The sequence below is a fragment of the Streptomyces mayteni genome (assembly GCF_054783955.1).
This window is the reverse complement of record NZ_BAAGPR010000021.1, coordinates 15,881-41,696: the sequence shown is the minus strand read 5'-3', so window position 1 is coordinate 41,696 and position 25,816 is coordinate 15,881. Positions and strand designations below refer to the sequence as shown.

General features: G+C 72.9%; 27 protein-coding genes. 16 read left to right on the top strand and 11 right to left on the bottom strand.

Annotated features, from left to right (window positions below):
* Positions 1–68: 68 nt before the first annotated feature.
* Positions 69–398, top strand: a complete 330-nt coding sequence (locus ACYVPE_RS12620; protein WP_461033607.1) for a winged helix-turn-helix transcriptional regulator — start codon at positions 69–71, stop codon at positions 396–398.
* 72 nt (positions 399–470) lie between these two features.
* Here the strand turns inward: ACYVPE_RS12620 and ACYVPE_RS12615 are convergent, their stop codons facing one another.
* A complete protein-coding gene (locus tag ACYVPE_RS12615; RefSeq protein WP_461033606.1) occupies positions 471–773 on the bottom strand; it encodes a hypothetical protein in 303 nt (100 codons plus the stop codon).
* Entirely contained in the window at positions 770–919 is a 150-nt protein-coding gene (locus tag ACYVPE_RS12610; protein ID WP_461033605.1) for a hypothetical protein, read from the bottom strand. Before ACYVPE_RS12610 ends, ACYVPE_RS12615 begins: the two co-directional genes overlap by 4 nt.
* A gap of 200 nt (positions 920–1,119) precedes the next feature.
* On the opposite strand from ACYVPE_RS12610, the gene ACYVPE_RS12605 reads away from it, so the two are divergent.
* Complete coding sequence (locus tag ACYVPE_RS12605; protein ID WP_461033604.1) at positions 1,120–1,989, top strand: helix-turn-helix domain-containing protein; 870 nt, start codon at positions 1,120–1,122, stop codon at positions 1,987–1,989.
* Positions 1,986–2,255, top strand: a complete 270-nt coding sequence (locus ACYVPE_RS12600; protein ID WP_461033603.1) for a DUF397 domain-containing protein — start codon at positions 1,986–1,988, stop codon at positions 2,253–2,255. Before ACYVPE_RS12605 ends, ACYVPE_RS12600 begins: the two co-directional genes overlap by 4 nt.
* A gap of 420 nt (positions 2,256–2,675) precedes the next feature.
* Here the strand turns inward: ACYVPE_RS12600 and ACYVPE_RS12595 are convergent, their stop codons facing one another.
* Positions 2,676–3,227 (bottom strand): GNAT family N-acetyltransferase, encoded by a 552-nt coding sequence (locus tag ACYVPE_RS12595; protein ID WP_132820200.1) that lies wholly within the window; start codon positions 3,225–3,227, stop codon positions 2,676–2,678.
* A 51-nt stretch (positions 3,228–3,278) separates the two neighbouring features.
* On the opposite strand from ACYVPE_RS12595, the gene ACYVPE_RS12590 reads away from it, so the two are divergent.
* Positions 3,279–3,869: a TetR/AcrR family transcriptional regulator gene (locus tag ACYVPE_RS12590; protein WP_461033602.1), complete on the top strand. Its 591-nt coding sequence runs from the start codon at positions 3,279–3,281 to the stop codon at positions 3,867–3,869.
* A 254-nt stretch (positions 3,870–4,123) separates the two neighbouring features.
* Here the strand turns inward: ACYVPE_RS12590 and ACYVPE_RS12585 are convergent, their stop codons facing one another.
* Positions 4,124–5,887, bottom strand: coding sequence for a PP2C family protein-serine/threonine phosphatase (locus ACYVPE_RS12585; protein ID WP_461033601.1), 1,764 nt, complete (start codon positions 5,885–5,887; stop codon positions 4,124–4,126).
* Between the two features lie 194 nt (positions 5,888–6,081).
* Here ACYVPE_RS12585 and ACYVPE_RS12580 point away from each other — a divergent pair, with 194 nt between their 5' ends.
* From ACYVPE_RS12580 to ACYVPE_RS12560, 5 genes are all read left to right on the top strand, one after another.
* Positions 6,082–6,729 carry a class I SAM-dependent methyltransferase gene (locus ACYVPE_RS12580; protein WP_461033600.1) on the top strand — a complete coding sequence of 216 codons (648 nt, stop codon included), beginning with the start codon at positions 6,082–6,084 and terminating at the stop codon, positions 6,727–6,729.
* 40 nt (positions 6,730–6,769) lie between these two features.
* On the top strand, positions 6,770–7,639 hold the full coding sequence (locus ACYVPE_RS12575; RefSeq protein ID WP_461033599.1) for an alpha/beta fold hydrolase: 870 nt from the start codon (positions 6,770–6,772) through the stop codon (positions 7,637–7,639).
* A gap of 27 nt (positions 7,640–7,666) precedes the next feature.
* Positions 7,667–8,212, top strand: coding sequence for a chloramphenicol phosphotransferase CPT (gene cpt, locus ACYVPE_RS12570; protein ID WP_461033598.1), 546 nt, complete (start codon positions 7,667–7,669; stop codon positions 8,210–8,212).
* A 197-nt stretch (positions 8,213–8,409) separates the two neighbouring features.
* On the top strand, positions 8,410–10,236 hold the full coding sequence (locus ACYVPE_RS12565; protein WP_461033597.1) for a hypothetical protein: 1,827 nt from the start codon (positions 8,410–8,412) through the stop codon (positions 10,234–10,236).
* 704 nt (positions 10,237–10,940) lie between these two features.
* The gene (locus tag ACYVPE_RS12560) at positions 10,941–11,471 is read left to right on the top strand and encodes a hypothetical protein (protein ID WP_461033596.1); all 531 of its coding nucleotides are present in this window, start codon (positions 10,941–10,943) and stop codon (positions 11,469–11,471) included.
* Between the two features lie 33 nt (positions 11,472–11,504).
* Here ACYVPE_RS12560 and ACYVPE_RS12555 read toward each other — a convergent pair whose 3' ends face one another.
* Both ACYVPE_RS12555 and ACYVPE_RS12550 read right to left on the bottom strand, forming a co-directional pair.
* Entirely contained in the window at positions 11,505–12,611 is a 1,107-nt protein-coding gene (locus ACYVPE_RS12555) for an LLM class flavin-dependent oxidoreductase (RefSeq protein ID WP_461033595.1), read from the bottom strand.
* Positions 12,612–12,743: 132 nt separating this feature from the next.
* On the bottom strand, positions 12,744–12,968 hold the full coding sequence (locus tag ACYVPE_RS12550) for a hypothetical protein (protein WP_461033594.1): 225 nt from the start codon (positions 12,966–12,968) through the stop codon (positions 12,744–12,746).
* Positions 12,969–13,090: 122 nt separating this feature from the next.
* Between ACYVPE_RS12550 and ACYVPE_RS12545 the strand changes: the two genes are divergently transcribed.
* The 3 genes from ACYVPE_RS12545 (at position 13,091) to ACYVPE_RS12535 (ending at position 15,548) form a co-directional block, all read left to right on the top strand.
* Positions 13,091–14,041: a bifunctional helix-turn-helix transcriptional regulator/GNAT family N-acetyltransferase gene (locus ACYVPE_RS12545; RefSeq protein ID WP_461033593.1), complete on the top strand. Its 951-nt coding sequence runs from the start codon at positions 13,091–13,093 to the stop codon at positions 14,039–14,041.
* A gap of 14 nt (positions 14,042–14,055) precedes the next feature.
* A complete protein-coding gene (locus tag ACYVPE_RS12540) occupies positions 14,056–14,802 on the top strand; it encodes a Mut7-C RNAse domain-containing protein (protein WP_461033592.1) in 747 nt (248 codons plus the stop codon).
* Between the two features lie 107 nt (positions 14,803–14,909).
* Positions 14,910–15,548, top strand: a complete 639-nt coding sequence (locus ACYVPE_RS12535; protein WP_461033591.1) for a class I SAM-dependent methyltransferase family protein — start codon at positions 14,910–14,912, stop codon at positions 15,546–15,548.
* Positions 15,549–15,612: 64 nt separating this feature from the next.
* Here the strand turns inward: ACYVPE_RS12535 and ACYVPE_RS12530 are convergent, their stop codons facing one another.
* The 3 genes from ACYVPE_RS12530 to ACYVPE_RS12520 all read right to left on the bottom strand — a co-directional run bounded on the left by ACYVPE_RS12530 (position 15,613) and on the right by ACYVPE_RS12520 (position 17,970).
* Complete coding sequence (locus ACYVPE_RS12530; RefSeq protein WP_461033590.1) at positions 15,613–15,822, bottom strand: DUF397 domain-containing protein; 210 nt, start codon at positions 15,820–15,822, stop codon at positions 15,613–15,615.
* Positions 15,823–16,006: 184 nt separating this feature from the next.
* Positions 16,007–16,870: a helix-turn-helix domain-containing protein gene (locus ACYVPE_RS12525; RefSeq protein ID WP_461033589.1), complete on the bottom strand. Its 864-nt coding sequence runs from the start codon at positions 16,868–16,870 to the stop codon at positions 16,007–16,009.
* Between the two features lie 299 nt (positions 16,871–17,169).
* On the bottom strand, positions 17,170–17,970 hold the full coding sequence (locus tag ACYVPE_RS12520) for a GOLPH3/VPS74 family protein (RefSeq protein ID WP_461033588.1): 801 nt from the start codon (positions 17,968–17,970) through the stop codon (positions 17,170–17,172).
* A gap of 198 nt (positions 17,971–18,168) precedes the next feature.
* Here ACYVPE_RS12520 and ACYVPE_RS12515 point away from each other — a divergent pair, with 198 nt between their 5' ends.
* From ACYVPE_RS12515 to ACYVPE_RS12505, 3 genes are all read left to right on the top strand, one after another.
* Entirely contained in the window at positions 18,169–20,640 is a 2,472-nt protein-coding gene (locus ACYVPE_RS12515; RefSeq protein ID WP_461033587.1) for a D-alanyl-D-alanine carboxypeptidase family protein, read from the top strand.
* A gap of 79 nt (positions 20,641–20,719) precedes the next feature.
* On the top strand, positions 20,720–20,917 hold the full coding sequence (locus ACYVPE_RS12510) for a hypothetical protein (RefSeq protein ID WP_461033586.1): 198 nt from the start codon (positions 20,720–20,722) through the stop codon (positions 20,915–20,917).
* Positions 20,918–21,200: 283 nt separating this feature from the next.
* Positions 21,201–22,577: a GH1 family beta-glucosidase gene (locus tag ACYVPE_RS12505; RefSeq protein WP_461033585.1), complete on the top strand. Its 1,377-nt coding sequence runs from the start codon at positions 21,201–21,203 to the stop codon at positions 22,575–22,577.
* 27 nt (positions 22,578–22,604) lie between these two features.
* Here the strand turns inward: ACYVPE_RS12505 and ACYVPE_RS12500 are convergent, their stop codons facing one another.
* Complete coding sequence (locus tag ACYVPE_RS12500; protein ID WP_461033584.1) at positions 22,605–23,345, bottom strand: HNH endonuclease family protein; 741 nt, start codon at positions 23,343–23,345, stop codon at positions 22,605–22,607.
* Between the two features lie 62 nt (positions 23,346–23,407).
* Positions 23,408–24,790: an APC family permease gene (locus ACYVPE_RS12495; protein ID WP_461033651.1), complete on the bottom strand. Its 1,383-nt coding sequence runs from the start codon at positions 24,788–24,790 to the stop codon at positions 23,408–23,410.
* Between the two features lie 11 nt (positions 24,791–24,801).
* Between ACYVPE_RS12495 and ACYVPE_RS12490 the strand changes: the two genes are divergently transcribed.
* Positions 24,802–25,800, top strand: a complete 999-nt coding sequence (locus ACYVPE_RS12490) for a helix-turn-helix domain-containing protein (RefSeq protein ID WP_461033583.1) — start codon at positions 24,802–24,804, stop codon at positions 25,798–25,800.
* Positions 25,801–25,816: the final 16 nt, after the last annotated feature.

Below are 25,816 nucleotides of genomic sequence, written 5' to 3'. Positions count from 1 at the left end.
GGACGCCAACACTTCTACAAGTACCTACAATTTTGTCAGGTACCCACAGTCTTGTCAGGGGAGTGCTGATGAAGAGGCGGAGCTATACCTGCGGGCTGGACGCCGCCATCGACGTCATGGGAGGGAAATGGAAGGGGCTGATCCTGTTCTGGCTTGGCGAGGGGCCGCTGCGCTTCGGCGAGTTGCGCCGCACGGTGACCGGCATCAGTGAGCGGATGCTGATCCTGCAACTGCGAGAGCTCGAGGCCAGCGGTCTGGTACACCGGGAAGTCCATCACCAGGTCCCACCGAAGGTGGAGTACTCACTGACCGATCTCGGACACTCGCTCAACGCCGTCCTCGCCCCACTCGGGCAGTGGGGCGAGGAACACATGGAGCACCTTGAGACTCTCCCGTGAGCCGAGCAGCCAGGATGGGCGTCGCGTCGGGATCGCTGCCACGACGCCTTGGCCACGGAGATCGAGTGCGACTCATGACGGCACCGGCGTGGCCGACAGGACGTAGCGCGTGGCGCCGTCGGCAATGATCAGAAGGTAGGACTCCCCCGCGTTCAGGTGTGCGAGCGCACGGTCGGCCTCCTTGTCGTCGGCCAACCAGGCCCGGACCGATCGCGCCGCCGGCGGGTCCAGCTGGTCGGCGATGTGTCCGGCCCGCCAACTCACCCACAGCAACGCGGCCCAGGCGGTCCCCGGCTCCTGTCCGCCGAGGTCGATGCCGCGGTCGCGATCCCGGCTGTACGCCGTGCACTCGCAGCGGAACACGCGTGCCGTCACCACCAGCCCTCCCCCAGACTCTTGATCTGCCGGTCCAACTCCGAGCGGCGGTTCACCTCCGCCAACCGCTCACTGAGCGTCGGCCGTTGCGGCTCCTCCTCGGGGTCGGCGTCCGCGTCGGCGGGCCGATCCGTGACGTCGCTCATGCTCACTCCCTGGATACGGGGATGTCCGATGCGTCATCACGATCCTGCCGGCGAAGCTTCAGAGGCAAGTTCCTTTCAACATTTCAACAAAGTGGCATATGCACCTGAGTTGACAGGTGCCAACGCGCGCAAGGTACGAAGGAGCAGAGCCGGGACACGGTCAACGAACCGGTGCACAGGGCACACTGAGAGGTGAGCAGATGGCCGCACGACGAGGGCCGACCATCCCACGACGGCAGTTGGGAGGAGAGCTGCGCAGGCTCAGGGAGAACTCAGGGCTGATCGTTCTTGAGGCGGCACAGCGGGTCGGTATCTCCGAGACCAAACTGTCCAAGGTCGAACGCGGGTTGGCGGGACTGCCGAAGATCTCGGACCTCGAGGCGCTGCTGGAGCTGTACGGCGTCACGAACGAGGAGGACGTCGAGTTCCTGCTGGACACGCACCGCCAGTCACTTGGCCGCGGCTGGTGGACGCCCTACCGAAGCTTCATGCCATCCGGCATGGCGACGTACATCGGCCTGGAGTCCGAGGCGCGCAATATCCGCGCGTGGCAACCGAACGTGGTCTACGGCCTGCTCCAAACCGAGCAGTACGCACGGGCGATGTTCGAAACGGCGAAGCCGGTCGATGAGACCACAACCGAGTTCATCGAGCGAAACGTAGCCCTCCGCATGGAGCGCAAGACGGTCATAACGCGTGAGCTGGATCCAATCGAACTCTGGTGCGTTCTCGACGAGGCAGTGCTCAGGCGGATGCGCGGAAGCACCGAGATCATGTTGGAGCAGTACGCGGAGATCGAGCGGCTGACCAGGCTCGACAACGTGGTCGTCCAGATCCTGCCGCTGTCTTCCACGTCCTACCGGTCGAGCACGGACTTCTCGATTCTCGATTTCGGCCCCTCGCTGCCGTCCGCCGTCGAGGTCGACAGCGGAGTGGGCACAGTCGCCGTGGTGGAGAGGGATCGGGAAATCTGGACGCACTCCCGGAGGTTCGACAGCCTGCGGGCTGCGGCTCTCAGCCCCGACGACACACCACGTTTCCTGGAAGAACTAGGACGAGAGATCTCATGATGACCCTCGCAATACTGCCCGAGAAGGCGTGGTTCAAGTCCTCATACAGTCAGGAGAACGGAAGCGCCTGCGTCGAAGTCGCCGACCTCGACGCCTGGTCCAAGTCCTCGTACAGCGACGAGAACGGCGGCACCTGCGTGGAAGTCGCCGACCTGACTGCCCGGGTCGGAGTCCGGGACTCGAAGGACACCACTCGGATCGCCCCGTTCACCGTCCCCAAGGCCGCCTGGGCCTCGTTCATCGACCAGTTGCGGCGCGCCGAGTAGGGCCGGTCGTCGCGTCGGGCCGGTGGGGCATCGACCACCTCGAAGACCGCTGGACACGCTCCAGGACCCTCCGCGAGCATCCGCTCTGTGACAGCTGAACCCGCCGGCCGGTCAGTGGGATTCGTCGAGCTCACGAGCACGGCCATGACCGCCCTGCTGGACGACGACCTCGCCCTGGCCAGTGCCGAGGCGGGAGCCGAACTCCCGGACTACTTCCTCACCGACCGGGCGAAGTGGGTCTGGTACGGACGCCCGTCATCCGAATCCCCGGGGGCCCTACCCGGTTGGGTCACCACGTCGTCGGCAATACCGTGCTCCCGCAGGGCGGCACGCACTCGTCGCACTCTCTCGTGCGCAATGACTCCTGATTCGCAGGGTTGCCGAATCGACAGTGTGCTTGCCGGACGAGGCCGTCGCCGGTCACCGGTCCAGGGCTCGCCATTCGGGAGCAAGGACCGCCCAGATCTGCTTGTCGTAGCGCACGCCCCGGTACGGCCATGCCTCGCGGCGCACCCCCTCCAGCGTCATGCCCAGTCGCTTGGCCACCGCTGAGCTGCGGTCGTTGTCGACCCGGCAGTGCCATTCGGTCCGATGCAGCCCCCGGGACGTGAACGCCCAGTCCAGCAACGCGCTGCACGCTTGGGTGACCAGGCCGTGGCCCTCGGCGGACGGCTCCAGCCAGCAACCGATCTCACACGAGCCGGCAGCGGCATCGAAAGCGGTGAACATCACGCCGCCGACCAGCAGTCCGTCCCGCCAGATGCCGTACAGGCGGGCACCGTCGCCGGCCTGGCGTTCGGCGTACCGCTTCAGCGTGGCCCGCGCCCCGTCCACGTCGTCGGTGACGAACGTGGGCCCGACCCAGGGGCGAATGTGCTCGCGGGCCCGGTCCAGATGGTCGGCGAACTCCTCGGCATGCCAGACCTCCAGCGGACCGAGGCGAGCACCGTCGCGCAGCGACAACGAGAACATGCAACCCTCCTCATTTACATAACAAGCGTTGTGGCAATGTACCGTGGCAGCATGCCACGCACCAAGGGAGATCACGAGGCCCGTCGACGCGACGTCTCCGCAGCGGTCTGGCAGGTCATGGCCACCCGCGGCTTCGCCGGCCTGACCCTGCGCGCCGTCGCCGCCGAACTCGGCGCGACCACCGGTCTGCTCACGCACTACTTCCCCACCAAGCAGGCCCTGGTGGAGTACGCCCTCGGCCTGCTCGAACAGCGCACCGTCTCCCGCCCCCGCCGCCAAGCGGGCGAAGGTCTGGCCGCCCTCAGGGACGCGTTGCTGGACATCCTGCCGCTGACCCCCGAGGCCACCGACAGCAACCGCATCTGGGTCTCCTCCTGGGACACCGCACTCTCCGACCCCGCCCTGAGCACCGACTACGCCCGCAAGTACGCGCAAAGCCGGAACCGGCTGACTGAGCGGGTGGCCGCAGCCCAGGACTTCGGCGAACTGCCTTCCGGCGACCCCGCCCGCATCGCGGCCGGGGCTCAGGCCTTCGTCCTCGGCCTGGTGGTCCAGGCACTGTTCGACCCGGCGGTGTTCCCGCCCCGGCGGCAAGTCGAGCTCCTGGACGACTACCTGGCCGCCCTGACCGCCTCGCACTGATCAACGACGATCACCCGGCGCGGGCCAGCGGTCTCCTCGGGGCCCACACGGATCACCGGCGCCGTCGCCGTGTCCGAGACCGGCGCGGCCAACGGCACGAACAACGCTTCGTGAGTCCGACCGCCCGCCGGCAGGTCCGGGTCCATCCCGTGGTTGGCGATCCATGACTCATAGGCCCGCGCATCCTGGACAACGAACTGCCAGTGGTCGGCATCGACCAGGACTCTCGAACTCGTATGGCCCACCAGCAGGGATTATCGACCGGTTGCGGCGCGCCGGGTAGGGCCGGCCGCCAGGTCGGCGTGGTCGGGGACGCGGATCGTGAGGAGCGCGACGTCGTCCTCGCTGCCGGGGGCGCGGGCGCGGTCGAGGACCGCGTCGGTGAAGGGGTCGAGCGGGCGGTGGACCAGGGACGCGGCTTCCCGTCGTAGGCGGCGCAGGCCCTCGTCGAGGGAGCTGCCCGGGGATTCGATCAGGCCGTCCGTGTAGAGCAGCAGCGTCGATCCGGGCGGCAGTTCGGCCGTCGCGTCGGGGCGGGGCTGGTCCGGCGCGGCGCTCAGCAGGATGCCGTGGGCCGAGTCGAGGAAGCGCGCCTCGCCGCCCCGGTCGATCAGCAGCGGCGGCGGGTGGCCGGCGTTGGTCCAGGTCAGCAGGTACCCGCCGTCATCCGGCAGCTCCACCCGGGCGAAGATCAACGTGGCCATGGGGATCTCGGCGATGTGCTGGGCCGCCTCGTCCAGCCACTCCACGATCTTGCTCGGCGGCTTCTGCTGGGACCAGGCGTAGGCGCGCAGCATGTTGCGGAGTTGAGCCATGCCGGCCGCGGCCTCCAGGTCGTGGCCGACGACGTCGCCCACCACCAGGGCGGTCGCGCCGTCGGCCAGCGGGAAGGCGTCGTACCAGTCGCCGCCGACCTGGGAGGCGTCGCTCGCGGGCGCGTACCGGACGGTCATCTCCAGCTTCGGTACGTACGGCATCTGCGGCAGCAGGTGGCGCTGCATGGTCTCGGCGACCCGCCGCTGTCCCTGGAAGAGGCGGGCGTTGTCCAGGGCGAGGCCGGCGCGGCGTCCGACGTCCTCCAGCAGGGCGACGTCGGCGGCGGTGAAGGCGTCCGGCTGGTCGGAGCGGCCGAGCGTCAGGGCGCCGATGACGTGCCGCGGGCCGCGGATCGGCGCGATGACCGCCGAGTGCAGGGCGGCGTCCTCGAACAGCCGGCGTTGTTCCTCGGCGATGCCGGAGAGGTGCCGGCCCTGGTAGGTCTCGGGGTCGGTCGCCGTGGCCGCGGTGCCGCGCAGTGCCCGTGCGAGCGGCAGGGGGGAATCCTCGGGCACGGGCGGCATCGGGCCCTCCAGGTCCTCCCGCCTGACCACCGTGTCGTCCTCCGCGTGCGCGACCACGAAGCGCCACACCCCGTCGCGTTCGGTGAGCAGATCGACGACGGCCCAGTCCGCCAGGCGGGGCAGCACCAGGTCGACCAGCCGGGCCAGCGTCTCGTCCACCTCCAGGGTGGCGGTCAGCTGGGTGGTCGTCTCGGCGAGCAGCGCCAGCCGTTCGAGTTCCGTCAGCGGCCCGCCGGCGCCGCCAGGACGGCGGCCGGGCCGCACCGCGTCGTCGACGGTGTGGAAGAGCACGAGCGCGAGCTGGTGCCCGTCGAGCACGCACGGCGTGGCCACCCAGGACACCGGCAGCAGGGAGCCGTCGCGGCGTCTCGACCACTCTCCCGTGCCCTGCGCCGGGTTTCCGGTCAGGATGGCCTTCCGCAGCTGGCACTGGGCTCGCGGAATGGTCTCCCCGTGCCGGTTCCGGTGCAGCAGGTCGTGCGCGTCCTGCCCGACCATCTCCGACGCGGACCGGTCGATCAGTCGCTCCGTCCGACCGTTGACGCCGAGGATGGCACCGCGCCCGTCCAGCAGGTAGGCGCCGATACCCAGGGTCCCCAGGGCCGCCACCATCCCGCCCAGGGCCTCGTTCGACGGCGGCTCTCCGTCGCCCGTGCCCGCCGTCTCGGGGTCCGCCACGTGCCCGTCTCCTCCTGCCAGGGGCTGCCGGGGTCTGCCAGGGGTTCCGCCGGTTCCGCCGGTTCCGCCGATTCCGCCGGCACCGAGTTCCCCCATCGACGGCGGCCACACGCCCGCCCGCGCCCCGTCCCTCGCCACCAGGGATCCGTGGGTGGCGCACCGGCCTTCCGGCGGAGCGTTTAGGCTGCTCGCTCGTGACCGAACCCTCCTCCTACCTCCGCACGACGGCCGACGCCTACGACGCCGTCGCCGAGATCTACGCCGAGCTCGCCAAGGACGAGCCGTCGCTGCCGCTCGACCGGGCCGTGGTGGCCGCGTTCGCCGAGGTGGCGCGGGACGCCGGGCGGCCGGTCGCCGAGGTGGGGTGCGGGCCCGGGCAGATGGTCGCCCACCTGCGGGGCTTCGGGCTCGACGTGTTCGGCGTCGACCTGTCGCCGGTGATGATCGGCCTCGCCCGCGAGACCTACCCCGAGCTGCGGTTCGAGGTCGGTTCCATGCACGCCCTCGACGTGGCCGCCGACTCGCTGGGCGGCATCCTGTCCTGGTACTCGGTGATCCACACGCCGCCGGCCGAACTCCCCCCGTACTTCGTTGAGTTCGCGCGTGTCCTGGCGCCCGGCGGGCATCTGCTGCTCGGCTTCTTCGAGTCGGAGGGCGACCCGGTGAGCGAGTTCGACCACAAGGCGCACCCGGCGTACCGGTGGCCGGTCGACGCGATAGCCGAACTGGCCGGCGCGGCCGGGTTCGTGGAGGTCGGGCGGATGCTGCGCGAGCCGGGCGAGGGGGAGCGGTTCCGCCGGGGGCATCTGCTGATGCGCCTCGGCGACGTGACAACCGGGTGATCACCGATGAGTTCTCCGGCCGGCGCGGGTCTGCCCGACCATGACCACACAGGTACTCAGGACCCCCGACGCCGATCTCGCCTACCACGTGCACGGCCCGCTGCCGACCGCTGGCGGGCGGCCGCCGCTCGTCATGATCGGCCAGCCCATGGACTCCAGCGGCTTCCGCACCCTGGCGGCGCTCTTCCCCGAGCGGACCGTGGTCACCTACGACCCGCGCGGTCTCGGGGAGAGCACCCGCCGGGACGGCCGGGTCGACCAGGTGCCGGAGACGCAGGCCGCCGACGTGCACGCCCTGCTCCGGGAGCTCGGCGCGGGGCCGGTCGAGATGTTCGCCAGCAGCGGCGGCGCGGTGACGGCGCTCGCGCTCGTCGCGGCGTACCCCGAGGACGTGCTCACCCTGGTGGCGCACGAGCCGCCGCTGGTTCCGACGCTCCCCGACGCCGCGGCGGCCGGCCGGGCCATGGCGGACGTCCGCGCCGTGTACCGGGTGCGGGGCTGGGGCGCCGGCATGGCGGCCTTCATCGGGATGACGTCGTGGCGCGGCGAGTTCACCGACGCCTACTTCGCCCAGGGCGCGCCCGACCCGGCCGCGTTCGGGATGCCGGCCGAGGACGACGGCTCGCGTGACGATCCGCTGCTCTCCGAGCGCTCGCGGGCGATCAGCGACCACCGGCCCGACGTCGAGGCGCTGGCCGCCGCGCCGACGCGGGTGGTGATCGCGGTGGGCGAGGAGTCCGAGGGGGTGCTCACCGGCCGCACCGCGGAGGCCATGGCCGAGCTGTTGGGCGGGCGGGCGACGGTGTTCCCGAGCCATCACGGCGGCTTCCTCGGCGGCGAGTTCGGCCAGGCCGGGCAGCCGGAGGCGTTCGCCAGGCGGCTGCGTGAGGTGCTCGACGGCGCGGAGTGAGCGGCGTGGGCACCCTAGGCTGGCGGGATGTCGACTCAGGTGATCGTGCTCAACGGGGGGTCCAGCTCGGGTAAGTCCGGGATCGCGCGGTGTCTCCAGGCCGTGTTGCCGGAGCCGTGGCTGGTGCTCGGGGTGGACACGCTGGTCGAGGCCATGCCGGCGGCGATGCGAGCCGCGGACGCGGAGGGCGGGATCACGTTCGCGGCCGACGGCGGGGTGGCCGTCGGGGCGGCGTTCCGGGCCGTGGAGGCGGCCTGGATCGCCGGGGTCGCGGCCATGGTCAGGGCGGGGGCGCGCGTCGTCGTGGACGAGGTGTTCCTCGGCGGGGCGGCGTCGCAGGAGCGGTGGCGGTCGGCGCTCGTCGGGCTCGACGTGCTGTGGGTCGGCGTCCGCTGTGACGCCGAGGTGGCCGCGGGGCGCGAGCTGGCGCGGGGCGACCGGATCGCCGGGATGGCCGCGGCCCAGGCGGAGTTGGCGCATCGGGGCGTGGTCTACGACCTGGCGGTGGACACCACGAGTGCCGAGGCGTTGGCCTGCGCGCGGCTCATCGCGGAGCGGGTCCGACGGGTCTGACGGGTCCGACGGATCTGACGGGTCGGGGAAACCGGCGGGACCGTGGCAACCACCGCCGTCGACCAACGCCACCCGGACGATCCCCCGTGCATCTCCCCCTGCACGACCCTTGTCCTGTCATCCGGACGAAACCTAGAGTGCCGCAAGCGCTTTCCAGCGTGCTCTCATGGGACTCCAGCAAGGGTGGTGGACCGGCCATGCCCATCGATCGCAGACGTTTCGTCGTGGGAACCGCCGTAGGAACGGCCGTCGGGACCGCGGCGGGGGTGGGGCCGGCGTTCGCCGGCACGCCCACCGCCGCCGCCGGCGGTACGGACGGCCGGGGCGACGAGGACCGCGCGTTCCTCGACCTGATCACGGCCGACGCCGACCGCCTGGTGCCCGAGGTGCTGGCCGCCCACCCCGGCGACCTGGTCAGCGTCAACGCGCGCCGCACCGCCCGCGCCATCCGGCGGCTCGCCGCCGCCTGGTCCTGGCAGCGCTCCGCCCACCACCACGACGAGACGCTGCTCGCCCCGATGGCCGAGATGGCCGAGGCGCTGGCCGACTACCAGCACGACGACGGCCTGTTCGACCAGGGCAACCTGCACTCGCCGCCGGACACCGCGTTCAGCGTCGGCGACCTGTGCGTCGTGCTCACCGTGTTGGGCGAGGACGACGACCGGCGCACCGAGGGCGTACGGGCGACCGTCGGCCGGATCGTGCGGGCCGCCGGTCCTGCCATGGCCGAGGGCGGGGTGCACACCCCCAACCACCGGTGGAAGCTGTGCGGAGTGCTGGCACAGGTCAACGCCCTCTTCCCGGACCGCCGTTACCCGCGCCGCATCGACCAGTGGCTGGCCGAGGGCATCGACCAGTACCCGGGCGGCCAGTACAGCGAGCGCAGCGCCACCTACGCGTCCGTCGTCACCGGCTACTCACTGCTGACCGTGGCCCGGCTCGCCGACCGGCCCGAGCTGTACGAGAACGTCCGCCGCAACCTGCGCGTCACCCGCTACCTGCTGGAGCCCAACGGCGAGGTGGTGACGGTCCACTCGCGCCGCCAGGACCAGAACGCGCGGCGGTCGATCGTCGACTACTGGCTGCTCTACCGGGAGCTCGCGGTGCACGACCGCGACCCCGAACTGGCCGCCGTCGCACGGGACATCGAGTCGCGGATCGCTCAACTCCCGGGCGGCGAGGACCCGACGGGCGACGCGTTGGCCCGCTACCTCAACCACCGTGAGCTGGCAGGCCGGTTGCCGGGATCGCAGCGGCCGCCCAGCCGCTACGAGCACCACGACGCCGACACGTCCCTGGTGCGGCTGCGCCGTGAGGGCCGCACCGTCACGATCTTCGGCGGGACGGACTTCGCCGAGATCCCCACGTTCGCCTCGGGGCTCTCCACCAACCCCACCTTCCTGGCCTTCCGCAAGGGCGCCGCGATCCTGGACTCGGTGCGGCTCGCCCCGCAGTTCTTCTCGCTCGGCCACTTCCGCAGCGAGGGCCTGGAGCGCGCCGCGGGCGGCGGCTGGCGGCTGCACTCCCGGGTGCGGGCCGCCTACCACCTGCCGCTGCCGCCCCAACACCGGCGCCGCGACGGCGACTACCCGCTCACCGACGACCCGCGCTTCTGGTCGGCGCTGGACTTCCCGCACCGGCCCAAGACCTATCTGACGCTGCGCACCGAGGTGGTGGTCAGGGAGACGGGCGACGGCGTCGAGGTGTCGTTCCGGGTCGACGAGTCGGAAGTGCCGCTGGCGATCGAGCTGGCGTTCCGGCCGGGCGGCGAGTTCACCGGCGCCGGCCTGACGGCGGTCCAGGGGCAGGCCGGCACCTACCAGTTGGTGTCAGGCGAGGCGAGCTACACGGTCGGCGACGACCGCGTCACCTTCGGCCCGGGCAACGGCTCGGGCCCCGCCCAACCCCCGGTCGTCGACCCCGGCGAACGCTACACCTGGCTCTCCGGCAACCTCACCCCCACGGGCCCCCGCGTCCTCATCACCGGCCGCACGCCGTTCCGCTACCGGCTCACCCTGCGGTGACGCCGGGCCGCTGCGCTCGGCTGACCCGCCGGCCGCCAGGGCGGCTGCCGGTGCGGCCGGCCGGCGGCCGGCGGGGCCGGTACGGCCTGGCGGCCGGCAGACGCCGGCCGCCCTGGCTCGGTCGGCGGCCCCGGCCCGATCCACCGCCGGCAGGGCCGGCAGGGCCGGCAGGGCCGGCGAGCCGGAACGACCGCCACGCGCCGGGACGGCCGACAGTGCCGGGGGGCCATGCCGCCCGCTGGCCGGACGGCCGCCGCCCACCCGTCCGGTCGACGGGCCGTCGGCCCGGGTGCCGGGGGACGGCCCGGCTGGCGGGCCGGGGCCCGCCTCGGCCGGCCATGAAGCCGCCGCTCGCCGCGGAGCGGCGCAGGGCACGGCAGCGCCCTGCCCGGCGTCACCCGCTGGCGCGAGACCATGCCAACCGGTGGTCGACTCCAGACCGGTCAGCCGCCGCCGGCTGGCGCAGACGGCAGGGTCCGCGGGGCCACCGGCCCCCGGTGCCGGCATCGCCAGCCATGAAGCCGCCGCACGCCGCGGAGCGGCGCAGGCCGCGGCGGCGCCGTGCTCGGCGTCACCGTCGGCGTTGCCGGCGAGGGCGCCGGCCGGCCGAGTACTGGCCGGAGTTGGTGGGAGCGTGCCCTGAATCGGCCCCGGTTGGGGCAGACTCGTTCGCAACGACGACGAGGCCGAGGCCGGGGGTTGCGATGACGGAGGAGTCACGGGAGTCGGACGGTCTGGGCCGTCTCGTGGCGGAGCATCCGGTGGCGGGGCCGCCGAGCGGCGGGTTCACCGTCACCTCGCTGGTCGTCGGGCTGCTCGGGCTGGCGGTCGGCGTGCCGCTGCTGCTCCTCGGGTTCAGCGGGGAGAGCGGCTCGCGGAGCAACTTCGTGGTGGGGCTGCCGCTGGGCGTCGGGCTCGCCGGGCTGCTGCTCGCGTGGCACGGCGCCCAGGGTGTGCGGCGGGCGCGCGACGGCGAGGTGTTCGCGCTCCACGAGGGCGGTCTTGTGCACCGGCGCGGCTCGGCGACGACGGCGGTGCCGTGGGCCGAGATCGCCCGGGTGAAGGACACCGGCCGGGAGGGGCTGTTGTTCGCCCGCTACACCGGCCTGAACGTCAACTGCCGCATCCGGCTGCGCGACGGCCGCCGGCTGCGCCTCACCGGCTACACCCGGCAGGCCGCCGAGTTGAGCCGCGCGGTCCGCGAGGCCGCCGGCACGGCCGGCTCAGCCGGGTAGCCGCCGAGGTGGCCGCCAGGTAGCCGCCGACCGTCAGCTCAACTCGTACGCGTCGGCGATCAGTTCGTAGCTGCGGAGCCGCGCCTCCGGGGTGTGGACGTGCCCGGTCAGCATCAACTCGTCGGCGCCGGTGCGGCGGGCCAGGTCGTCGAGGCCCTTGCGCACCGCGTCGGGCGTGCCGTGGACGACGTTGGACAGCCAGCCGTCGACCACCTCGCGCTCCACCGGGGCGTACGGGTAGGACGCGGCCTCCTCGGGCGTCGGGATCAGCCCCGGCCGGCCGGTGCGCAGCCGCAGCATGCTCAACGCGCCCGTCATCACCTGGCGTTCGACCTCGCGCTCGTCGTCGCCGGCCAGCGCGTTGACGCCGATCAGCGTGTAGGGCGCGTCCAGCACGGCGGACGGCCGGAAGGTCTGGCGGTAGAGCTCGAGCGCCGGAATGGTGTTGGCGGCCGAGAAGTGGTTGGCGAAGGCGAACGGCAGGCCGAGCCGGCCGGCGAGTTCGGCGCTGAAGCCGGACGAGCCGAGCAGCCAGATCGGCGGCCTGCCCGGGCTCTGCGCCCCGCCGTCGACGCTGCCCTGCACCGGCCCGGGAACGGCGTGGATCCGGGAGTAGGGGTGGCCGTCGGGGAAGTCGTCGTCCAGGAAGCGGCTGAGCTCGGCGACCTGCTGCGGGAACTCGTCGGGCCCGTCCGTGCGGCCCCGGCGCAGCGCGGCAGCGGTGGCGCCGTCGGTGCCCGGCGCCCGGCCGAGGCCGAGGTCGATCCGGCCGGGGGCCAGCGCCTCCAGGGTGCCGAACTGCTCGGCGACGCCAAGCGGGGCGTGGTTCGGCAGCATCACGCCGCCGGACCCGAGCCTGATGCGCTCGGTGTGGGCGGCGAGGTTGGCCAGGATGACGGCCGGGGTGGAGCTGGCGACGCCCGGCATCGAGTGGTGCTCGGCCACCCAGAACCGGTGGTAGCCGCGCCGCTCGGTGAGCCTGGCCAGCTCGGCTGTGGTGCGCAGCGCCTCGGCCGCGGTGCGGCCGACGCCCACGGTGGCCAGGTCGAGCACCGACAACGGCACCGGCGCGAGCCCCCGGCGCACGCCCCTGATCTCGTCCGCCGCCCGTGCCACGTCCGTCTCGTCTCGTTCGGACACCGCTGCCCGCCTCCCTGGTCGCTGCCGCGCTCCGTCGTTCGGTCCTCCTGGCGGCAACCAGGGCGGGGCGCGGATCATTCCGCGCCCCGCCCTGCTTCGTGCTGGGGTTCGTGCTCGGGCTCGTGGTCGCGATCAGGGCAGATAGCGCTCGATGGCGGCCGGGCCCTCCTCCTCGAGACGCTGCCGCGCCTCCTCCACCAGCTCGGGGGTCGGCTCGCGGCCGCTCAGCCGCACCAGATCCTCGGGATCGATGGGGCGCTCCGCGCCCGTGTGCAGCAGGTGATCGGGCGTGGGCAGATCGTCCTCGGGCTGGGGTTCGCGCCGGGGTTCACGCTTCGCACGGGACTTGTCAGCCATGGCTACAACACCTCCCACCTTCCACCTTCCAGGTTAGGAGCCGCCGGGCGAGCCCGCGAACCGGCGGGTCATGGCTCGGTAAAATTACTTGACCCAGGTCAATGATCGGCCAGACTGAGGCCATGCAGCCCTCCGTGCAGCCGCCCGTGCCGCCGCCCGCCGTGGCCCGGCCGCTCCCCTCGGGGCAGCCCGCGCAGCGTGACGTGGCGGCCGTCCGCCGGTTCAACCGCTACTTCACGCGCCGCGTCGGCGTGCTCTCCGACCGTTACCTGGAACGGAACCGCCCGCTCGGGCAGGCCCGCCTGCTGTTCGAGATCGCGACCGCCACCACCCAGCGCGAGCTGCGCGAGCGGCTCGGCCTGGACGCCGGCCAGCTCAGCCGCATGCTGACTTCGCTGGAGAGCCAGAGCCTGATCAGGAGCCGCCCCGACCCGGCCGACCGGCGGCGGCGGCTGATCGAGCTGACGGCCAGGGGCCGCCGCGAGCTGGCCGAGCAGAACCGGCGCGCGGACGCCTTCGCCGTCGGGATCCTCACCGGTCTCACCGACGAGCAGCGGTCCCGGCTGCTCGACTCGCTCGGCACCGCCGAACGGCTGCTGAGGCTCGCCGCGATCACCGTCGAGTCCCCCGCCGACCCGGCCACCGCCGAGGCCCGCTGGTGCCTCGACTCCTACGCGGCGGAGCTCGACGAGCGCTTCCCCGGCGGCTTCGACCCGTCGATCCTGGTCGACCCGGGGCAACTCTCCCCGCCGGCCGGCGGGTTCGTCCTCGCGCGCGACGACACAGGACCGGTCGGCTGCGGCGCGGTCCGGAGCCTCGGCGACGGCGCCGGCGAGCTGCGGCATCTGTGGATCGCGCCGCACGCCCGCGGCCTCGGCCTTGGGCACCGGCTGCTCGCCGATCTCGAACGGCTGGCCGCCGACCTCGGCCACCGGGTCGTCCGGCTGAGCACCCACCCGACGCTCACCGAGGCCATCGCCCTCTACCGCGGCGCGGGCTACCGGGCCGTCACCGACTACCCGGGGTTCGAGGACCCGCACGCCACCCTGTGCTTCGAACGGGAGTTGTCCTGAGGCAGGCTTGACGCGTGAACTCCCCTCCCGCGCGTCCCGAGATCCTGCTCCACCTCGCCCCCGAGCTGCGGTTCTTCGTCGCGGCGGCCAGGCGGGCCGAGGAGACCAGGGTCGCCGTCGACGGCGTCTCCTCCCTCGGCCACGTCGTGGAGTCCCTCGGCGTGCCGCTGACCGAGGCCGGCCGGCTGCTGGTCGACGGCCGCCAGGTGCCGACGTCGCACGTGCCGGCGGACGGCGAGACGGTCGAGGTCGTCCCGGTCGAGCGCCCCCAGCGGGTGCCGGGCGCGCCGCTGCGGTTCCTGCTCGACGTCCACCTCGGTACGCTGGCCCGCCGGCTGCGGCTGCTCGGCGTCGACGCGGCCTACGAGTCCACCGACATCGGTGACCCGGCCCTGGCCGCCCGCTCGGCGGCCGAACGCCGGGTGCTCCTCTCCCGGGACCGCGGCCTGCTGCACCGCCGCGAGCTGTGGGCCGGCGCGTTCGTCCGCAGCGACCGGCCCGACGAGCAACTCCGCGACGTCCTCGGCCGGTTCGCGCCACGGCTGGCGCCCTGGACCCGCTGCACCGCCTGCAACGGCGCGCTGCGCGCGGCCGACAAGGCCACCGTCGCCACCCGCCTCGAGGGCGGCACCCGCCGCACCTACGACGTCTTCGCCGAATGCGAGTCCTGCGGCCGCGTCTACTGGCGCGGCGCGCACCACGCCCAACTCGCCGAGATCGTCGACGAGGCGCTGGCGGAGTTCGGCGACGGCACGAACTGACGGACGGCGTCCGACGACCCCAGTCCCCGGGAAACGGGTGGAGGAACGGGTGGACCGATTCCGGCAGGCCGGATCGCCCCCGCCACGCGGACGCCTAGGGTCGAACCATGGACTGGCACAGCTGGCATGACGCGTACGACGAGCCGGGTTCGTGGCTGGGGCGGCGGCTCGCCGTGGTGCGCGAGCGGGTTCGGGTCGCGTTGGACGAGGCCCCGGAGGGGCCGGTGCGGGTGGTGAGCATCTGCGCGGGGCAGGGCCGCGACCTGCTGCCGGTGCTGCGCGAGCATCCGCGACGGGACGACGTGGTGGCCCGGCTGGTCGAGTTGGACCCACGCAACGCGGACGCGGCCCGGGAGGCGGCGGCTGAGGCCGGGCTGCGCGGCGTCGAGGTGGTGACGGGGGACGCCGCGGCGACCGACCACTACCTGGGCCTGGCACCGGCCCGACTCGTCCTCCTGTGCGGCGTGTTCGGCAACATCACGGACGCCGACATCCGGCGGACGCTCGATCACGCCACCCGGCTCTGCGCCACCGGCGGCACACTCGTCTGGACCAGGCATCGCAACCCGCCCGACCTGGTGCCGGAGATCTGCGACTGGCTGGCGGAGCGCGGCTTCGAGCGGCGCTGGCTCTCGGAACCGGACACCGGATTCGGCGTCGGCGCGCACCGGTTCGCCGGCGGGCCGGGCAGGTTGACGGCCGGGGAGCGGATGTTCACGTTCGTGGGCTACCGCGCGCTGCGGTGAGGAACACCGCGGCGCCGACCGGTCGCGGGAGGGGTGGACCGGGCGGCGCCGTGGGTGGCGGGGGTCAGTCGCGGCCGCGTTCCTCGAAGTCCAGCGTGTCGAGGAACGCCGTCCACGAAGCGGTGGCGAACCCGAGGCGCGACCCCGCGGGGGTCTTGGAATCCCGGACGGCGAGGAAATCCCGCACCGGGGACTTCACCTCGACGCAGGCACCGTTCCCCCCGGAATACGACGACTTGGTCCAGGTGTGCGTACTGCCGTGCTCGATTGCCATGTTCTCTGCTCCGGTCGACTCGTCGGTGGGGGTGTCGTAATGACGCCGCGACCGTACTAGTCAGGATGGCGATGAGTTGTACTGCTTCACCCGACCGGATGGTTCGTCCACGGCTTTTCCCCACGGGCCCCCGAGCGGAGGTGTACGCTGCCCGGCCGCCCCTTACGGGCGGCCGGCGACGCGGCTAACTCCCGTACTCCTCAAGGATCTTGGCGATCAGCACCCGCGACTGTTCCGGGCTGAGCGCCTGGGCCCTGAGATGTTCGTACATCACGCTGTAGTGCTGAACGTCGTGCGGCTTCTCCAAATAGAGATCACTGGTGCCGCCCTCCAGATAAATCACCGTGGAATCGGTCGCCTCGGGAAACTCCAGGATCGTGTACTGGCCATTCACGCCGGGATGCGCGCCGGCGGAAAAGGGCATCACCTGGAGCGTCACGTGCGGCAGGCGCGAGCAGTCGAGCAATCGCCCCAACTGCTCGACCATGGTCACCCGGCCGCCGACGAGCCGGCGCAGCGCCGCCTCGTCCACCACGGCCCACAGCCGCAGCGGGTTCCGGTCGTCCCAGACCCGCTGCTGGCGCCGCATCCGTACCTGGACCCGGCTGGCGACCTCCTCCTCGCCGACCTCCGGCAGCGCGCCGGATATCACGGCGGAGGCGTACGCCGGCGTCTGCATGAGGCCGGGCACCACCTGGGGTTCGTAGACCCGTAACGAGGACGCGTCGGTCTCCAGACCGATGTACACGCTGTAGGTGGGCGACAGTTCGGCGAAGGCGTGCCACCAGCCCTGCTGGCGCGACTCCTTGGCCATCTGCATCAACGAGTCGACCAGCCGCCGGTCCTCGACCTCGTAGACCCCGCACAGGTCGCGGACGTCGCGCGGGCTGATGCTGCGGCGCCCGTTCTCCAGCCTGCTGATCTTGGACTGCGACACCAGCAGCCGGTCCGCGACCTCCTCGGCCGTCATGCCCCGGTCTTCGCGGAGCCGCCGCAACTCCTGGCCGAGCCGGCGTCGCCGGACAGTCGGATTGACATTGCCCGCCACAGACTGTGCACCTCCGTCGTGATCACCTGACTTCCCTACCCAGCAGACTGCCATCCGACAGGCCGTGCGCGCCCGGTATTGCCGACAGAGCGCGACAGCACGTGCCCGGAAAACAGGCAGGGGGTGTGACGACGGCCGTCGTTCCTCACGGCCCTCGCCACACCCCGTGCCCGATGTGCGGCTCCCGGTAAGTCTGTGGGTGCCCGAGGCTCTCGACGTTCTCAGGGTGCTCGAGATCCTCGAACCGTGGTGCTCGAAGGGGTGGGTGGTGCTCCTGGGGTGCTGTTCCCGAGTCGTGCTCAGTGCGACAGCGAAGGACGTGGTGCGGCTCGCGTCACTCCTCTCCGACGAATCTGCTCAGGAGCTTGGCTCGACTGCCCGACCACAGCCATGGCCGTCGGCGCCGGTGTGCGTCCCGCCTTGCGCGGCGGGGCGCTCGGCTGCGCCCGCCGTGCCGCGGCGGCCGCCACCTGGCCGGCCACGCCGTTCTGCACGTCCATGACAGCGTGTGCCACGAGTCCGCCCATGGGGTCGTGCCTGATGAGATCCCGGAGGCGGGAGCGGGAGGACCGCCCCTCGTTCCCCGGGTACAGGTGCTTGCCAAGGCCGACGGCGTGCGCCAGCGCTGCCAGGGCCGCGGTCCGCGCGTCCGGCGGCGTGCCGGTGCGGATCGCGGTGTCCAACCGTGCCCGGATCTGCCTGCTGACCGCGGTTTCCGTCGCCTGGTACCGGGTCGTCGGCAGCACCCCACACATCTGGTTCTCCACGGCATGGACCATGCCGCAGCGCTCCAGGTGCGTGAGATAGGTTTGGCGCAGCCCGAGCCTGGGCCCGCCGATCCAGTGGACGGCCCGCACCGGGCTGCCGCGCCTGCGCAGCAACTCCAGGGCGGAGTCCAGGGTGGGATCTCCGGTCGGTCGTGGCAGCACCACGGCTATTCGGTCCCCGTCAGGGGCTATCCGTCCCGCCAGGGCCAGCTCGACGAGCTGTGCCCCGGCCAGGCCGAGGTCGAGCGACTGCGGCTGCGCTGTGGTACCCGTGGCCGGGTCCAGAGCGAGCAACAGCAACTCCTCCGGAATGGTTCTACGACTCCTGCCCATCCATGCCTCCCCGCGTGGATGAAAGACAGGGTGACGCCTCTCACATTGTTCTGTCGAGAGTGCGTGGTTGATTTGTGATGGAACCCGTAGATATGTCGTTGTCGTCCAACGGGTCAGACCGCACGTTTCCGCCACCACAGGCGTGGCGTACCGAGGTGCACAGGACCCGTCAGACTGGTAGGGCGAGCGGTTCGGATCATGGACAACGGCAGGGAGGCACGGGTGTCGGGCGAGTCCCCGGACATTTCGGGACGGGATCGGGAGCGGGAGTCATCGGAACAGACGCCTGAGGGGCCCGAAAGGTTTCCCGACGACGCGAAGGTTCCCGAGGCCGACAAGGACTCGCCTACGGCGAGCCCGGCCACCGGTGCCACGCGGACGGCAGCCGGCGAGGGGGGCGGCGCGGCTGACGACGATGCCGCGGAGCCGCCCGCGGCGGCGGGGAGAGCCAGAAAGGGCGGCACGGCCGCCCGCCCCGCCAGGAAGCGAGCCGGCAAGGCCCCGGCGGGCGCCGAGGACCCCAGAACCCGCGTACGGGCCGGCGGCACCACGCAGCTGAGCACGGCAGCGGACGAGGCCCCGGCCGAACCGGCGGACGCCGACGACGCCGACGAGGCGGGCGAGGCGGGCGAGGCGGGCGAGGCGGGCGAGGCGGGCGAGGCGGGCGAGGCCGATAAGAAGGACGCGGCGCCGCCCAAGTCCGCCACCCCGGACGGCGACGACGCGGCGGACGCTGACGGCGCGACAGGCAAGGACGAGGCGGACAAGGGCGGCACGGCGGCCCGCGCCGCCAGGACGCCGGCGGGCAAGGCCAAGTCCGGCGCCGAGGACCCCAGAACCCGCATACAGGCCGGCGGCACCACACAGGTGAGCACGGCAGCGGACGAGGCCCCGGCCGAACCGGCGGACGCCGACGACGCCGACGAAGGCCCCGCGGCGGACGCGCCCGCCACCGGCGGCGGGGACCGGACGACCATGCTGCGGTTGCCCCAGCAGGCGGACGGGAGTGCCGGCGACAAGGCCACCACCTCCCTGCGGGTGCCGGAGGACGCGGCGGACACCGCCGACGACGAGAAGAACGAGGAGGAGGACGAGAAGGACGAAGCCGAGCCCGGCAAGGGCTCCGTGGATCAGGCGACGACCTTCCTCCGCGTTCCGGCCGACGACGACAAGGCCGCGGACGACAAGCCCGTCGACCAGGCCACCACCTTCCTCCGCGTTCCCGCCGACACGGCGGACACCGCGGCCAAGGCAGATGCCGCGGACACCGCGGCCAAGGCGGACGCCGACGACAAGGACGTCGAGGCCAAGTCCGAAACGCCCGCCGCGAAGGCGGTGGCGCCGCCACCGCCACCGCCGATGCCGAGCGCCCCGCCGCCGCCCGCCGACTCGGACCGGGATCCGCTGGAGTTGCTGGCCTCGCTCACCAACCGGCCGGCGCCGCCTGAGACGCGGCTCCGCACCACGTGGCGCCGGGTGAAGATCTACGCGCCGTTCGCCGTGCTGCTGTTGGTCGCCCTGGTGGTCGCCCAGTCGCTGCGCCCGCTGCCGGAGCCCGAGCTCCAGCTGACCGCCACCGAGACGTACACGTTCGACGGCGAGGCGCCGTCCGTCCCGTGGCCCGCCTCCGGGCAGGCCGCCCTGGACGTCGACGGGCTCGGCAGCTTCGGCACCTCGGGCGAGCAACAGCCGGTGCCGATCGCCTCGGTCGCCAAAGTGATGACGGCCTATGTCATCCTCCGCGACCACCCGATGGAGTCCGACTCCCCTGGCGCGGCCATCCCGGTCGACCAACAGGCCGAGGACGACGCGCAGTTGAGTGACGACGGCGAGTCGACCGTGGAGGTGGAGGCCGGCACGGAGATCACCCAACGCGAGGCGCTCCAGGCGATCATGATCGCGTCCGCGAACAACGTGGCGCGGCTGCTGGCCCGTTGGGACGCCGGTTCCGAGGAGGAGTTCGTCGACAAGATGAACGAGGCCGCCGCCGACCTCGGCATGGAGAACACCACCTACACCGACCCCAGCGGCCTCAACTCCGACACCGTCAGCACCGCCGAGGACCAGGTGCTGCTGGGCCGGGCCGCGATGGAGGACCCGGTGTTCCGGGACATCGTGGCCCAACTCTCGTACGACGACAGCCAGGGCCAGAACCACTCCAACTGGAACCAGCTCGTCTCGCCGGGCGACGTGGTCGGCATCAAGACCGGCACCACCACCGCGGCCGGCGGCAACCTGCTGTTCGCCGCCGTGCAGGACGTCGACGGCGCCCAGCAGACGATCATCGGCGCGGTGCTCGCCCAGCCACCGCACCCGTCGGACAACTCCATCCTCACCGGCGCGCTGACCGCCGGCGGCGAGTTGATCGACTTCGCCCAGGGCACGTTGCGCGGGGAAACCGTGATCGCCGCGGGCACCGAGGTCGGTTACGTCGACGACGGGCTCGGCGGGCACACCCCGGTGGTGGTCACCGAGGACGTGCAGGCGGCCGGTTGGGACGGCCTGGACGTGCGGATGGAGTTGGCGGCCGGCCGCGACGGCGTGCCCGGCACGGCGACGACCGGCACCGAGGTCGGCACGTTGACCATCGGCAGCACCTCCGTGCCCATCGCACTCGGCTCGGAGCTGACCGAACCCGGCTTCACCAGCAGGCTGCTGCGCCTCGGCTGAGGTCGCGCTAGAGTCGTTGGCCCCGTCGGCAGGGGCCAACGCCGCGCGGGGCCTTGGCTGGGGAGGGTGTGCGACGACTGTGGCTCGGTCACCGCAGGATGAGGCGGCGTGGCGGGATCTCGATCCCGCCACGCGGGAGCGGCTCGACTTCCTGGACCCGGAGGACTTCACCGTGGGTCCGACCGCTGAAGGGGCCGCGCAGTGGGAACGCTTCACGGCGACCCTGGACAAGGCCGAGCGATACCGCTCGCACTGCGAGTCGCGCTCGGTGTACTGACCCCGCGCGCCCCCGGCCGACGCCACGAACGGCGCCACGAACGGCGCCACGGACAGCGCGACGGACGGCGTCAACTTCCTTCTCCTCCATGACCCGGACGGGCCGCGGCGCGTGGGCGCGCGGTGGGCGGGAGGGCGGCCGCGTGAGGTGCGGGCAACCGACGGGCAGGCGGCGGGCAACCCGGCGGGCAATCAGTGGGAGTGGCTTACTCTTCGCAGGACGCGGCGCGCGATTCCCCATTCGCGCGCTTTCTCGTAGACATTTCATAGAAAGTCTTCCCGCCATGACAGACGACCTCAGCCAGGTGCGCTTTCCGGACGGATTCGTCTGGGGCACGGCGACCGCCAGCTACCAGATCGAGGGCGCGGTGCACGAGGACGGCCGGCTGCCCTCCATCTGGGACACGTTCTCGCACACCCCGGGCAGGACCGCTGGCGGCGACACCGGCGACGTCGCCGACGACCACTACCATCGCTACCCGGAGGACCTGAGCCTGCTGGCCGACCTCGGGGTCAGCCACTACCGCTTCTCGCTCGCCTGGCCCCGCATCCAGCCCGAGGGGCGCGGCCAACTCAACGGCGCCGGCGTCGACTTCTACCAGCGGCTGGTGGACGGGCTGCTGGAGTACGGCATCAAGCCCTGGGTGACGCTCTTCCACTGGGACCTGCCGCAGACTCTGGAGGACACGGGCGGCTGGCCGGCCAGGGACACGGCGGAGCGGTTCGCCGAGTACGCGGCGCTGATCCACCAGCGGCTCGGGGACCGGGTCGCCGACTGGACGACGCTCAACGAGCCCTGGTGCGCGGCGTTCCTCGGCTACGCCAGCGGCCATCACGCCCCGGGGCGCACGGACGGCGCGGCGGCGGTGCGGGCGGCGCACCACCTGTTGCTCGGCCACGGCCTCGCGGCGCGCGCGCTGCGCGAGCAGGGTGCGACGAACGTGGGCACCACCGTCAACCTCTACCCGGTGGACCCGGCGACGCCCGCCGAGGCCGACCAGGACGCGGCGCGCCGCATCGACGGCCTGATGAACCGCCTCTTCCTCGACCCGCTGCTGCGCGGCTCCTACCCGGCCGACGTGCTCAAGGACCTGGCGGAGGTGACGGGCACCGACCACGTCCACGACGGCGACCTGTCGGTGATCTCGACGCCGCTGGACTTCCTCGGCGTCAACTACTACTCGCGGCACGTGGTGCGGGCCGGCACGGCGCGCCCCGGGCAGCCCTCGCACTGGGTGGGCTCGGAGGACGTGGAGTTCGTCCGGCGGCCCGGCGTGCCGGTGACCGAGATGGGCTGGGAGATCGACCCGGACGGGCTGCACGAGACGCTGACCCGGGTGTGGCGGGAGTACGGGCCGCTGCCGCTCTACGTGACGGAGAACGGGGCGGCGTTCCCCGACGAGGTGACGGGCGACGGCCGGGTGCTCGACGAGGACCGGCGCTCGTACCTGGAGCGGCACTTCGCCGCCGCGCACCGGGCCATCGCGGACGGCGTCGACCTGCGGGGCTACTTCGTCTGGTCGCTGCTGGACAACTTCGAGTGGGCGCACGGCTATTCGAAGCGGTTCGGGCTCGTGCACGTCGACTTCGAGACCCAGCGGCGCACGTTGAAGGACAGCGGCCGCTGGTTCTCGGAGATCACCCGCGCCAACGCGTTGTAGGGCTGGTGCCACGCCGCTGACGCGCCGTCAGCTCTGGCAGGTGTCCAACAGGGCGGTCAGTTCGTCCCGTTCGGTGTCCGTGATGGTCAACTCGTAGGTGTCCTTCACGGTCGTCCAGGCGACGGCGTAGGTGCAGTGGAAGTCCTCGGCGGGCGGCAGCCACTCGTCGGGTGCCTGGTCGCCCTTGGAGCGGTTGCTGGACGCGCTGACGGCGAGGAGTTGGGGCCCTTCGAGGTCGTTGGCCAGCTCCTCGCGCCGGTCGTCCGTCCACGAGTCGGCGCCGGAGCGCCAGGCGTTGGCCAGCGGGACGATGTGGTCGATGTCCAGGTCGCCCGGGTCCTCGAAGGTCTCGCCGTCGTAGGCGCTGCGCCAACTCCCGGACGACGGCGCGCAGTCGTCGTCCACGGTGACGTCCTCGGCGTCGCGGATCAGCACGGTCTGGCGGGTGGTGCAGCCGTCCGTGGTGGTCCAGTGGGGGAAGGCGTCTCTGGAGTAGCCGGTCATGGGGCGGGGTTCGGCGACGGTCAGGCCGGCCAGCAGGTCGCGTGCCTGGTCGGGGGTCGGCAGCCCGGGGAGGACGTCGGAGACCGCCGAGTCGCCGGACCCCGCGGAGTCGGACGGGCGCGGCGCCCGCGCCTCGTCGTCGCCCTCCACCTCCTCCAGGGCGCAGCCGCCGACGGTCAGCGCGACCGCGGCGAGCCCGATCGCCGTCCTCCCCAGGGCGCCCCGCCCGGCACCTCGTCCGGTGCCCGCTATGACTCCTCGCATGACCGTTACTCCTTCTGACCCACCGTGATTCCACCTGGCCAGAAGACGGTAACAACTCCTGGTCAGCGGCGTGCCGTTCGGCGCAGCCGGAGATACAGCAGGGCGCCGCCGGCCAGCAGCAGCGGCCAGAGCAGGTAGCGGCCGGAGAGCAGCAGCAGCGCGGAGACGGCGATCAGCGAGCCGAGCGCGGCGAGCCAGCCCGGGCTGCGGCGGGGCAGCAGCCGGAGCGCGGCGGCCACGCCGACGGCGTAGACCGTGACGAAGCAGCCGGTGCTGAGCAGCACCAGCGGCCGCGGGCCCGTGTCGAGCGCGACGACGACGGCCAGCGAGAGCGTCGAGCCGCCGGCGACCAGCGCCAGGCTGCGGCGCGGCACCTCGCCCGCGACGCTGCCGCGGGCCAGCCAGGTGGGCAGCGCGCCGTCCCGGCCGAGGGCGGCGCCGAGCTTGGCGGCGCTGGCGAAGTAGGCGTTCATGGTGCCGAAGCAGAGCAGCAGCGCGGGCCCGGCGGCCAGCAGCCTGGCGTCGCCGCCGAGGGCGTGGGCCATCAGCTCGCCGAGCGGGGCCTCGGTGTCGGCGGCGGCCGGGCCGAGGACGGCGACGACGGCGTAGGCCACGGCGAGGTAGATGAGGCCGACCACCAGCACGGCGACGGCGGTGGCGCGCGGCAGGTCGCGGGCCGGCCGGCGGAACTCGCCGGCGAGGTGGGTGATCGCCTCCCAGCCGGCGAAGCTCCACACCAGCAGGGTGGCGGCGGTGCCGACGGCCGCCCAGCCGTGCGGGGCGAAGGGCTGGAGGTTGTCGACGCGCGCCTCGGGCAGCGCGAGCAGGGTGGCGCCGAGGACGAGCGCCACCAGCAGCCCGGCCAGGACGAGTTGCAGCCGGCCGGTGAGCCGCAGCCCGACGGCGTTGACGGCCACGACGGCGACGATCAGGCCGGCCGCGGTGATCACGACGGTGGTGGTGCCGCCGCCGATGGCGGCCGTGACATAGGCGCCGGCGAAGAGTCCGGCGGCCGGCGCGCCGGCCGGCACGGCGAAGAAGAAGCACCAGCCGACGACGGCGGCCGCGCGGTCGCCGAAGGCGAGCCTGGCGTAGGTGGAGACGCCGCCGGCGTCCGGGTGGCGGGCGCCGAGGGCCGCGAAGGTGGCGGCGAGCGGCGCGGAGAGCGCGACGAGCGCCAGCCAGGCCAGCAGGGAGGCGGGGCCGGCCGCGTCGGCGGCCAGCGCGGGCAGCGCGAGTACGCCGGTGCCGAGCACGGCGCCGATGTACAGGGCGGTGCCCTGGGCCGCGGTGAGCCGGCCGCCTCCTGGGGCGGCGGGTCCGGCGGGTGCGGCGGGTCCGGCGGGCGGGAGCTGCGTCGACGGTCGGACGGGGGTGGTGGTCACCAGGGAAGCGTCGGTCCCGCGGCCCGCCCCGGGCCATGGGCGGAAACGACGTGGTGCGATAAATTTCCGCCATGAGTGTGCGTGGGGCGGAGGACCGCCATGTGGTGGCGCTGGCCGTGCTCGACGGCTCGCCGACCTTCGAACTCGCCGTGCCCTGCGAGGTGTTCGGCCTCGACCGGTCGGACCTGGCCGACCCGTGGTACGAGCTGCGGATGTGCGCGGGGGAGCCGGGCCCGCTGCGGACGGCGCACGGCCTGCTGGTGCCGACGCCGTACGGCCTGGCCGACATCCCGGAGGCCGACACGGTGGTGGTCGCCGCCTGCCACCTGGACCGCGTCCAGGCTCCTCCGGTCGGTCTGGTCGCCGCCGTGCGGGAGGCGCACGCGCGCGGCCGCCGGATCGTCTCGCTCTGCGCGGGGGTGTTCATCGTGGCCGCCGCGGGACTGCTCGACGGCCGGCGGGCGACCACGCACTGGATGCACGCCGAGGACCTGGCGCGCCGCTTCCCGGCCGTCGAGGTCGACCCGGGGCCGCTCTACGTCGACCATGGCGACGTGCTGACCTCGGCCGGCACCGGCTCGGTCATCGACCTGTGCCTGCACCTGGTGCGCGCCGACCACGGCGCGGCGGTGGCCAACGAGGTGGCCAGGCGGATGGTGGTGCCGCCGCACCGGGAGGGCGGCCAGGTCCAGTTCGCCAGGCCGCCGCGCCGGCCGTCGTCCTGGCCGGCCGCCGGCGGGGGCGCGGGGCTGGCGCCGGCCCTCGACTGGGCCAGGGCCCGGCTCGAACAGCCGCTGACGGTCGCCGAGTTGGCGCGGGCGGCGGGGCTCGGCGAGCGGACGTTCGCCCGCCGCTTCCGGGAGACCCTCGGCACCACTCCGTTGCAGTGGCTGCTCCAGGAACGGGTGCGGCTGGCACAGGAGTTGCTGGAGACGACGGACGTCCCGGTCGAGAGCGTGGCGCACCGCACGGGCTTCGGCACGGCGCCGAACCTGCGGCACCACTTCCGCCGGCTGGCCGGCGTGCCGCCGGCGACCTACCGCGAGGCGTTCCGGCACCGCACCCGTTGACGCCGGCCCACCCTCG

Bases quoted from the DNA above. Each gene is read 5' to 3' on its own strand.
- ACYVPE_RS12620 (WP_461033607.1), top strand. From the start codon at position 69: ATGAAGAGGCGGAGCTATACCTGCGGGCTGGACGCCGCCATCGACGTC.
- ACYVPE_RS12610 (WP_461033605.1), bottom strand. From the start codon at position 919: ATGAGCGACGTCACGGATCGGCCCGCCGACGCGGACGCCGACCCCGAG.
- ACYVPE_RS12605 (WP_461033604.1), top strand. From the start codon at position 1,120: ATGGCCGCACGACGAGGGCCGACCATCCCACGACGGCAGTTGGGAGGA.
- ACYVPE_RS12600 (WP_461033603.1), top strand. From the start codon at position 1,986: ATGATGACCCTCGCAATACTGCCCGAGAAGGCGTGGTTCAAGTCCTCA.
- ACYVPE_RS12595 (WP_132820200.1), bottom strand. From the start codon at position 3,227: ATGTTCTCGTTGTCGCTGCGCGACGGTGCTCGCCTCGGTCCGCTGGAG.
- ACYVPE_RS12590 (WP_461033602.1), top strand. From the start codon at position 3,279: ATGCCACGCACCAAGGGAGATCACGAGGCCCGTCGACGCGACGTCTCC.
- ACYVPE_RS12575 (WP_461033599.1), top strand. From the start codon at position 6,770: ATGACCACACAGGTACTCAGGACCCCCGACGCCGATCTCGCCTACCAC.
- cpt (WP_461033598.1), top strand. From the start codon at position 7,667: ATGTCGACTCAGGTGATCGTGCTCAACGGGGGGTCCAGCTCGGGTAAG.
- ACYVPE_RS12565 (WP_461033597.1), top strand. From the start codon at position 8,410: ATGCCCATCGATCGCAGACGTTTCGTCGTGGGAACCGCCGTAGGAACG.
- ACYVPE_RS12560 (WP_461033596.1), top strand. From the start codon at position 10,941: ATGACGGAGGAGTCACGGGAGTCGGACGGTCTGGGCCGTCTCGTGGCG.
- ACYVPE_RS12550 (WP_461033594.1), bottom strand. From the start codon at position 12,968: ATGGCTGACAAGTCCCGTGCGAAGCGTGAACCCCGGCGCGAACCCCAG.
- ACYVPE_RS12545 (WP_461033593.1), top strand. From the start codon at position 13,091: ATGCAGCCCTCCGTGCAGCCGCCCGTGCCGCCGCCCGCCGTGGCCCGG.
- ACYVPE_RS12535 (WP_461033591.1), top strand. From the start codon at position 14,910: ATGGACTGGCACAGCTGGCATGACGCGTACGACGAGCCGGGTTCGTGG.
- ACYVPE_RS12530 (WP_461033590.1), bottom strand. From the start codon at position 15,822: ATGGCAATCGAGCACGGCAGTACGCACACCTGGACCAAGTCGTCGTAT.
- ACYVPE_RS12520 (WP_461033588.1), bottom strand. From the start codon at position 17,970: ATGGGCAGGAGTCGTAGAACCATTCCGGAGGAGTTGCTGTTGCTCGCT.
- ACYVPE_RS12515 (WP_461033587.1), top strand. From the start codon at position 18,169: ATGGACAACGGCAGGGAGGCACGGGTGTCGGGCGAGTCCCCGGACATT.
- ACYVPE_RS12505 (WP_461033585.1), top strand. From the start codon at position 21,201: ATGACAGACGACCTCAGCCAGGTGCGCTTTCCGGACGGATTCGTCTGG.
- ACYVPE_RS12500 (WP_461033584.1), bottom strand. From the start codon at position 23,345: ATGCGAGGAGTCATAGCGGGCACCGGACGAGGTGCCGGGCGGGGCGCC.
- ACYVPE_RS12490 (WP_461033583.1), top strand. From the start codon at position 24,802: ATGAGTGTGCGTGGGGCGGAGGACCGCCATGTGGTGGCGCTGGCCGTG.